The organism is Sphaerisporangium melleum (genome assembly GCF_014646695.1).
GTDB lineage: Bacteria > Actinomycetota > Actinomycetes > Streptosporangiales > Streptosporangiaceae > Sphaerisporangium > Sphaerisporangium melleum.
In genome coordinates this window covers 21,012-28,866 of the sequence record NZ_BMNT01000068.1, presented here as the reverse complement: position 1 = coordinate 28,866, position 7,855 = coordinate 21,012, and the positions used below count along the sequence as shown (strand labels likewise).

Here is a 7,855-nt window from a genome sequence, read left to right as displayed (position 1 = left end):
CTAGGAAATCCCCATATGTTGCTTGACTTCCTGGTGGATCGGATGCTGGCGGGGTATGAGCAGGACGATGACGTCACAGTGCTCGCCGTCCACGTGCCGGCCACCACAAAGAGTGACTGAATGAAACAGTCATAAGGGTTGCTTTCGGGTATCGGTGCCCCGCTTCCGTACGCACTACTGTTCCGGTCGGCCTAGGGTGGAGGACAACCACTGTGAGGCGGCCGTACTGACTGCGGGGTCATGCCACAATGCTGGGCAGGCATGTCGCGGTTCGCACGGCCCGCCACACCGGAAAAAGCAAGAGCCCCTAGCGGGCACCTGGGTCCATTCTCACCATGCGTTCGTTCGAGAGGTGTTCGTGTCGCCTGCAAGTTCGACTCGCTCGAAGCCGTCTGAGCTGAACGAGCCCGTCATTCAGCGGCTCATCGAGCGTGGGCGCTCGCAGGGTTTCCTCGAGTCTGAGGATGTCCGCAAGGCCTTCGAGGAGGCGGACATCCCGATGTCGCACGCCGCGGTGTTCCTGCGGAACCTCAGCAAAGAGGGTGTGACCGTCGTGGTGACCGCTGCGGACTCGGCGGCGCCTAAGAGGTCTCGTGGCCCGGCCAAGCGTCGCACCGCCGCCCCCGTCAAGAAGACCAAGACCGCCACTGCGGCGGCCAAGGAGCAGCCCGATACCGTCACGGCCGTGGTGAGCGGTGCCGGGGGAGAGGCCGCGGCGACCGGTGAGAAGCCGGCCGCCAGGAAGCCCGCGGCCAGGAAGGCCGCGCCGGCGAAGAAGGCCGCCCCAGCCCCTGACGCTCCCGCCAAGGTCGCAACCCCTGCAGCCCTCGCAAAGAAGGCCAAGCCGGAGGTCGCCGTGCCAGCGTCGCCATCGCCAAAGATCGAAACCAAGCCCAAGGCCGCGTCCGAGGACGACGAGGATCTCGACATCGAGGGCGACCTCGAGCTCGAGGACTTCGACATCGACGTCGAGGTGGACGCCGAAGCCGAGACCGATGTCGATGCTGAGGCCGAGCCCGAGATCGAGGCCGAGGCCGAGACCGAGGAGGAGACCAAGGTCGTCGCCGAGGTCACGAGCGACGACGAGGTGCTGATCCTCTCCGATGACGACGACGACGCGCCGGTGGCGCAGGTCGCCGCGGCGGGTGCCACCGCCGACCCGGTGAAGGACTACCTCAAGCAGATCGGCAAGGTCCCCCTGCTCAACGCCGAGCAGGAGGTCGAGCTGGCCAAGCGCATCGAGGCCGGCCTGTTCGCCGAGGAGCAGCTCGCCAACGACGGTGAGCGCCTGCCCGTCGACGTGCGCGCCGAGCTCGAGTGGATCGCCGAGGACGGCCGCCGCGCCAAGAACCACCTGCTGGAGGCCAACCTCCGCCTGGTGGTCTCGCTGGCCAAGCGCTACACCGGCCGCGGCATGCTCTTCCTGGACCTCATCCAGGAGGGCAACCTCGGTCTGATCCGCGCGGTGGAGAAGTTCGACTACACCAAGGGTTACAAGTTCTCCACCTACGCCACCTGGTGGATCCGCCAGGCGATCACCCGCGCCATGGCCGACCAGGCCCGCACCATCCGCATCCCGGTGCACATGGTCGAAGTGATCAACAAGCTGGCGCGGGTCCAGCGGCAGATGCTGCAGGACCTCGGCCGCGAGCCCACTCCGGAGGAGCTCGCCCGCGAGCTGGACATGACGCCCGAGAAGGTCGTCGAGGTCCAGAAGTACGGGCGCGAGCCGATCTCCCTGCACACCCCCCTCGGTGAGGAGGGCGACAGCGAGTTCGGCGACCTCATCGAGGACTCCGAGGCCATCGTCCCGGCGGACGCCGTCAGCTTCACCCTGCTGCAGGAGCAGCTCCACTCGGTGCTCGACACCCTGTCCGAGCGCGAGGCGGGCGTGGTCTCCATGCGGTTCGGCCTCACCGACGGCCAGCCGAAGACGCTGGACGAGATCGGCAAGGTCTACGGGGTGACCCGCGAGCGGATCCGCCAGATCGAGTCCAAGACCATGTCCAAGCTGCGCCACCCGTCGCGCTCCCAGGTGCTGCGCGACTACCTGGACTGATGCCGGTGCGAGACCCCCGTTCGCCAAGGGCGGCGGGGGTCTCGCATGCGTGCTCGGCGGGCTTTTGCGGCCGTCCTTCTCCCGTGATGCGGTCGTCTCACTTAACACATCCGTAACATGCTGGTAGTAGGGGAAGCCTTGACGGCTTCTAGGCTCACCCGCCATGGGTGTGATCGAAGTGGATCGGGCTCGTGCTCGGGGGCCACGACTGATCGCAAGCCGTCCCTGGGTGGACGCCGTGCTGGACGATGCGGTGGCCGCGCTGGGACGTGGGTACCTCGAACCCGCCATTCCCGCGCTCGTCGCGACCCGGGCCGATCCCGAGTCGCGCGCTCTGCGGGTGGAGGCGCTGGCCAGGGCCGCCGCGGGGCTCACGGGTGGCATCGAGGCCCTGATCGAACGCGACCGGGTGAACCCCGACCTGTGGTTATGGCTCGGCCGCGCGCGCATCGAGGAGGCGTGGCTGATCAAGCCGGACGTCCGGGCGCGCGCCGTACAGGCCGACCGCATGCGGGTGTTCCAGCAGGCGATGGAGTCGGCGCGGGCGCCGCTCACCGCGGCGGCGCGTTTCCTGCCCGCCGATCCGGTGCCGTGGGTCTGCCTGCTGTGGCTCGCGCTCGCGCTCGAACGGCCAAGGGAGGAGAAGGACTCCTTATGGGCCGAGGCGTGGCGTCGCCATCCTGGTCTGTACGCCGCGCACGTCGCCCGATTGAGCACACTTTCCCCGGGCTGGGGCGGCACCAGCCAGGAGATGTTCGACTTCGCCCGCGCCGCCGGCGCGGCCGCGCCCCCCGGCGACCCGCTCTGGGCGCTGATCCCGCTGGCCCATTTCGAGCACATGTCCCAGGAACGCCCCGGGCGCTCACGTGCCTGGATCTCCTTCGACGTCCAGCGCGAGATCAGCGCGGCGTCCGGCCGCTGGCTCGACGGCCGGGGCGCCCGGCCGCACCCACGCGTCGTGGAGGCGCACAACGCGTTCGGCGCGGCCTTCTACCTCGCCGACATGCGCAGGCCCGCCAGAGGCCATCTGTCGCGCACCGGAGGCAGGTTCAGTGAGCTTCCCTGGTCGCACCTGGGCGATCCGGCGAAGGAGTTCCACCGGGCGTGCTCCCGGCTGAATGTGATCACGAACGGATAACGATGTCCAGTGTCCAGGGGCCGCTCCCGGCGGGCGCGGCGCCGAGCTCGGCGACATGACCGAGGCCGGTCAGCAGTTCGGCGAGATCGTGCGGCGTACGCGGGTCGGCTCCGGACACCAGCAGTGAGCGGGCGACGGCGCCTCGGGTGGCCTTGGCCATGTGGCTGACCACCGTGCGCCTGCCCGCGGACTCGCGCAGCACTCGCACCGTGACCGCCCGCGGCCCGGGCTGCCACGCCTGGACGTAGGTCGAGGAGCGCAGGTCGACGACCAGCCCTCGCCCGCCGTCCAGCACCTCGCGCAGGTGCGGGCGCCAGTAGGCCGCCAGGCCGCCCACAGGCGGCAGGCGCACCCCCATGGACAGGCGGTAGGGCGGGACGCGGTCGGTGATCCGCAGCGCGCCCCACAGCCCGGAGAACACCACCAGCCTGCTACGCGCACGGCGCCGGGCCGCGGCGTCCAGCGAGGCCAGGCCGAGGTTGTCGTACAGCACGCCGGTGTAGAGCCGCCCCGCGGGCAGTGTGCGCGCGGTGCGCAGCTTTCGATCTCTGTCCAGCTCGCCCGCCTGGCCCGCGGACAGGCCGAGCACCGCCATGGCCTCCTCCTCGGGACCGGCGGCCAGCGCGCCGAGCGCGTCGATGACCTTTTCGCGGGCCGAGGTCAGCTCGGGAAAGGACAGGGTGCCGAGGTCGAGCGGAGAGCCGTTGCCGCGGGCGGCCTTGCCCTCGGAGGGCGGCAGCAGGATGAGCACGGCCCCAGATCCTAGCCGCCGCAGGTCAGCCGGGGTGTGTCCGGGCCACCACCCGATGGGCCGGCCCGCCGTGCCGGCCGAGCAGGGGCCGTGCCGGCGCGGGCAGGGGTGAACGGCCGGCGAAGCGGGGTGGCCACGCGGGACCGGTCGCCGGCCGGGGGGCGTGCGCCCAGAGCCGGGGGCGCGGAGCCGGGCGGCGGGGTGGACGGGCCCGCCGGAGTGGGGGAGCGGGGCCGGGCGGCCGGGGGACGGGTTCGGGGCCCCCGATCGGGGGTGCCCGCCGCCGATCCGTGGCCACCCCGCCGTCCGTGGATCGCGGGCCGGAGAGAACGTAGGGGGCAGAGCCGGAGGAACACCCCACCCATCCGCGCTCTTCCGCCGGCTCCCGCATCCCCCGGTGGGAGGCGCTGTGGCGGCAGGCGGGCAGGCGCCGGTGATCGGTTAGAGTCTGGGCTGATGAGCGGGGAAAGTGTGGATTTGGAGGCCCTTGTCCACCAGGCGTGGCCGGCCCCACACCAGGAGATGATCGGCGGGTGGATCGCCCGCTACGCGGAGGGCGTGACCAATCGCGCCAACTCCGTGCTCCCCTGGGGCGAGCCGGAGGATCTGGACACGGCCGTGGACGCCGCTGAGAGGTTCTACGCCGAGCGCGGGCGGCCCTGCGTCTTCTCCATCGGCCCGCGCGCGCCCGAGGCGCTGGACGGCCACCTGGACCGGCGAGGGTACCGCCTGGTCGACGAGGTGAGGTACATGGCCGCGCCCATCGACGGGGCCGTGCCGCGCGCGGCGCACCCCGTCACGATCGCCGAAGAGCCCGGCCCCGGCTGGCTCGGCACCTGGTGGGAGGTGGACGGCCGCTTCGATCGCGGGCTGGCCGCCGCCGAGCGCATCGTCCGGGGCGTGCCCGCGGCCTACGCCGCCGTGGAGGAGGGCGGCCGGCCGGTGGCCGTGGGCCGTTCGGTGCTCCAAGGCGAGATGCTCGGGATCTACTGCATGGCCACACTGCCCCATGCCCGGCGTCGCGGGCTCGGGCGCAGCGTGCTGCGGGCCCTGCTCGCGCGGGGCCGCGCCCAGGGAGCCACCCGGGCCTACCTGGTCGTGCTGGAACGCAACGCCCGGGCGATCGCGATGTACCACGCCGAGGGCTTCACCCTGGCGGGCCGCTATCACTACAGGGTCAGATGACCTTGGGCGCTGTCGCCGCGCCGGGGGGACCGGCCCGGCAGGGGCCGGGCACCGCCCGGGGGGGCAACCCGACGCGGCGAGACCCGAGGCGCGCCCTGGAGGGCGCAACCCGGACATCGCCGCGTTCGCGGTATGGGTTTGTGCTTGATTATCGGTTGGTCAGAGAGACGGGCCGCAGCTCATCGCTCGGTGGTTGCAGGGGTTTCGCTGAGGCGCGCCGACTCGTCCTGGATGTCGGCGCCCTTGTCGCGCAGAGCCGCGATGTGCCGACGCCCGTGGTGGGCGCAGAACAGTAGCTCCCCGCCCATGGGGAGGGACGCGCGGATGTACGCCTGGGCGCCGCAACGGTCGCAACGGTCGACGGCGGTCAGCGGCTTGGTGGGGGCGAGAGCTCCAGTCACGTATCGCCTTTCGGGTCACCCCACTGACGTGGGGATTTGGCGTCAGTCACTTGGCACAACATCTAACCCGACGCGGACGTTCCCAATCGCGATACGGATACGCCGAGAGCGGAATGCGGCGTTACGGGAAGAGGATCGACCTCGGACTGACGCGAAAGCCCTTGTTGATGGCACGCTAGGCGCAGCGGAATCCCGGAAACGGTAGGCTACGCACACATGTTCGATGCTCAGTGGGAGTGGGAGTGACCGCAGTCAGCACGGAGACCGGCTACACGGCCCGTCACCTGTCGGTGCTGGAGGGCCTTGAGGCCGTCCGTAAGCGCCCCGGAATGTACATCGGGTCCACCGACAGCCGCGGTCTCATGCACTGCCTCTGGGAGATCGTGGACAACGCCGTCGACGAGGCTCTGGCCGGCTACTGCAAGCGCATCGAGGTCGAGCTGTTCGGTGACGGCTCCATCGAGGTCCGCGACGACGGCCGGGGCATCCCGGTCGACATCGAGCCCAAGAGCGGCCTGGCCGGGGTCGAGCTCGTCTACACCAAGCTCCACGCCGGCGGTAAGTTCGGCGGCGGCTCCTACGGCGCGTCCGGTGGCCTGCACGGCGTCGGCGCCTCCGTGGTGAACGCCCTGTCCGCCCGGCTGGACGTCGAGGTCGACCGTGACGGGCGGATCCACGAGATCAGCTTCCGCCGCGGGGTGCCGGGCCTGTTCGACGGCGACGGGCCGGCCGCCAAGTTCAAGAAGAAGTCCGGCCTGCGTGACGGCGGCCCCCTCGGCCGCCAGGCCACCGGCACGCGCGTGCGCTGGTGGGTCGACCAGCAGATCTTCCTGCCCGAGGCCGAGGTCTCGCTCGACGAGATCCATGTCCGCGCCCGCCAGACCGCCTTCCTGGTGCCGGGGCTGACCATCGCCGTCCGCGACAGCCGCGGCGAGGAGCCCGCAGAGGAGGAGTTCCGCTTCGACGGCGGCATCTCCGAGTTCACCGAGTTCCTGGCCCGTGACGAGGCCGTCTGCGACGTCATGCGGCTGCAGGGCGACGGCCACTTCCATGAGACCGTGCCCGTGCTCGACGAGCAGGGCCACATGACCTCCACCAACGTCGAGCGTGAGCTGACCGTCGACGTCGCCCTGCGCTGGGGCAAGGGTTATGAGTCCACCGTGCGGTCGTTCGTCAACGTGATCGCGACCCCCAAGGGCGGCACCCACCTCAACGGGTTCGAGCGCGCCCTGGTCCGCACGGTGAACGAGCAGCTCAGAGAGACCCGCCTGCTCAAGAGCGGCGACGACCCGGTGACCAAGGAGGACATCCTCGAGGGCATCACCGCCGTCGTCACCGTGCGGGTGCCGGAGCCGCAGTTCGAGGGTCAGACCAAGGAGGTCCTCGGCACGGCCGCGGCGAGCCGCATCGTCGCCCATGTGGTCTCGCGCGAGCTGAAAGAGCTGTTCGCCAGCACCAAGCGTGCGCACCGGCTCCAGCTCAGGGCCGTCCTTGAGAAGATCGTCGCCGCGGCGAAGGCCCGCATCGCCGCCCGTGAGCACCGCGACAACCAGCGACGCAAGAGCGCTCTGGAGAACTCCGCGCTACCCGCCAAGCTGGTCGACTGCCGCAGCGACGACGTCGACCGCAGCGAGCTGTTCATCGTCGAGGGTGACTCCGCGCTCGGCACCGCCCGCGCGGCGCGCGACTCGGAGTTCCAGGCACTGCTCCCCATCCGGGGCAAGATCCTGAACGTGCAGAAGGCCTCGGTGGCCGACATGCTGAAGAACGCCGAGTGCGCGGCGATCATCCAGGTGATCGGCGCCGGTTCGGGCCGGGGCTTCGACCTCGACGCCGCCCGCTACGGCAAGGTCATCTTGATGGCGGACGCCGATGTCGACGGCGCGCACATCCGCTGCCTGCTGCTGACGCTCTTCCACCGGTACATGCGGCCGATGGTCGAGGCCGGGCGGGTCTTCGCGGCCGTGCCGCCGCTGCACCGCATCGAGATCACCAACCCCGGCCGCGGCCAGGACCGTTACCTCTACACCTACTCCGACGCCGAGCTGCACAAGACGCTGCGCGACCTGGAGCGGCGGGGCAAGCGCTGGAAGGACCCCATCCAGCGCTACAAGGGCCTGGGTGAGATGGATGCCGACCAGCTCGCCGAGACCACCATGGAGCCACGCCACCGCACCCTGCGCCGGGTCCGCATCGAGGACGTCGAGGCGGCCGAGCAGATCTTCGCGCTGCTGATGGGCAGCGACGTCGCGCCGCGCCGCGAGTTCATCGTCAGCAGCGCCGCCGAGGTCGACCGCGACGCCATCGACGCCTGATCCGCC

The 7,855-nt window shown here is 70.7% G+C and carries 6 protein-coding genes; 4 read left to right on the top strand and 2 right to left on the bottom strand.

Annotated features, from left to right (window positions below; genetic code table 11):
- The first annotated feature begins 358 nt into the window (after positions 1-358).
- Both IEY93_RS35840 and IEY93_RS35835 read left to right on the top strand, forming a co-directional pair.
- A complete protein-coding gene (locus IEY93_RS35840) occupies positions 359-2,059 on the top strand; it encodes an RNA polymerase sigma factor (protein ID WP_189167622.1) in 1,701 nt (566 codons plus the stop codon).
- Positions 2,060-2,222: 163 nt separating this feature from the next.
- Complete coding sequence (locus IEY93_RS35835; protein WP_189167621.1) at positions 2,223-3,197, top strand: hypothetical protein; 975 nt, start codon at positions 2,223-2,225, stop codon at positions 3,195-3,197.
- Here the strand turns inward: IEY93_RS35835 and yaaA are convergent.
- Positions 3,184-3,948, bottom strand: coding sequence for a peroxide stress protein YaaA (gene yaaA / locus IEY93_RS35830; protein WP_189167620.1), 765 nt, complete (start codon positions 3,946-3,948; stop codon positions 3,184-3,186). The two genes, IEY93_RS35835 and yaaA, sit on opposite strands and share 14 nt — an antisense overlap.
- Positions 3,949-4,404: 456 nt before the next feature.
- Here yaaA and IEY93_RS35825 point away from each other — a divergent pair, with 456 nt between their 5' ends.
- Positions 4,405-5,133, top strand: coding sequence for a GNAT family N-acetyltransferase (locus IEY93_RS35825; RefSeq protein ID WP_189167619.1), 729 nt, complete (start codon positions 4,405-4,407; stop codon positions 5,131-5,133).
- Between the two features lie 179 nt (positions 5,134-5,312).
- Here IEY93_RS35825 and IEY93_RS35820 read toward each other — a convergent pair whose 3' ends face one another.
- On the bottom strand, positions 5,313-5,534 hold the full coding sequence (locus IEY93_RS35820; RefSeq protein ID WP_189167618.1) for a DUF7455 domain-containing protein: 222 nt from the start codon (positions 5,532-5,534) through the stop codon (positions 5,313-5,315).
- A 242-nt stretch (positions 5,535-5,776) separates the two neighbouring features.
- Here IEY93_RS35820 and IEY93_RS35815 point away from each other — a divergent pair, with 242 nt between their 5' ends.
- Positions 5,777-7,849, top strand: a complete 2,073-nt coding sequence (locus IEY93_RS35815) for a DNA gyrase/topoisomerase IV subunit B (RefSeq protein ID WP_189167617.1) — start codon at positions 5,777-5,779, stop codon at positions 7,847-7,849.
- Positions 7,850-7,855 lie beyond the last annotated feature (6 nt).